1 rRNA gene (only partly in view) is annotated in these 625 nt (G+C 56.0%); it reads right to left on the bottom strand.

Annotated features, from left to right (window positions below):
* Positions 1–625 (bottom strand): 23S ribosomal RNA (locus BA175_RS00010) (it extends 1,835 nt beyond the left edge of the window).

The raw sequence follows: 625 nt of genomic DNA, 5'->3' as shown, positions 1-625 counted from the left end.
TGAATGACACGACTTCGGCGGTACGCTTGAGCCCCGCTACATTGTCGGCGCGGAATCACTTGACCAGTGAGCTATTACGCACTCTTTCAAGGGTGGCTGCTTCTAAGCCAACCTCCTGGTTGTCTCTGCGACTCCACATCCTTTCCCACTTAGCGTACGCTTAGGGGCCTTAGTCGATGCTCTGGGCTGTTTCCCTCTCGACCATGGAGCTTATCCCCCACAGTCTCACTGCCGTGCTCTCACTTACCGGCATTCGGAGTTTGGCTAAGGTCAGTAACCCGGTAGGGCCCATCGCCTATCCAGTGCTCTACCTCCGGCAAGAAACACACGACGCTGCACCTAAATGCATTTCGGGGAGAACCAGCTATCACGGAGTTTGATTGGCCTTTCACCCCTAACCACAGGTCATCCCCCAGGTTTTCAACCCTGGTGGGTTCGGTCCTCCACGAAGTCTTACCTCCGCTTCAACCTGCCCATGGCTAGATCACTCCGCTTCGGGTCTAGAGCGTGCAACTCAAACGCCCTGTTCGGACTCGCTTTCGCTACGGCTTCCCCACACGGGTTAACCTCGCTACACACCGCTAACTCGCAGGCTCATTCTTCAAAAGGCACGCAGTCACGACTG

Source organism: Streptomyces griseus, assembly GCF_001715295.1.
GTDB lineage: Bacteria > Actinomycetota > Actinomycetes > Streptomycetales > Streptomycetaceae > Streptomyces > Streptomyces griseus_G.
This window is presented reverse-complemented; position numbering and strand designations above follow the sequence as displayed.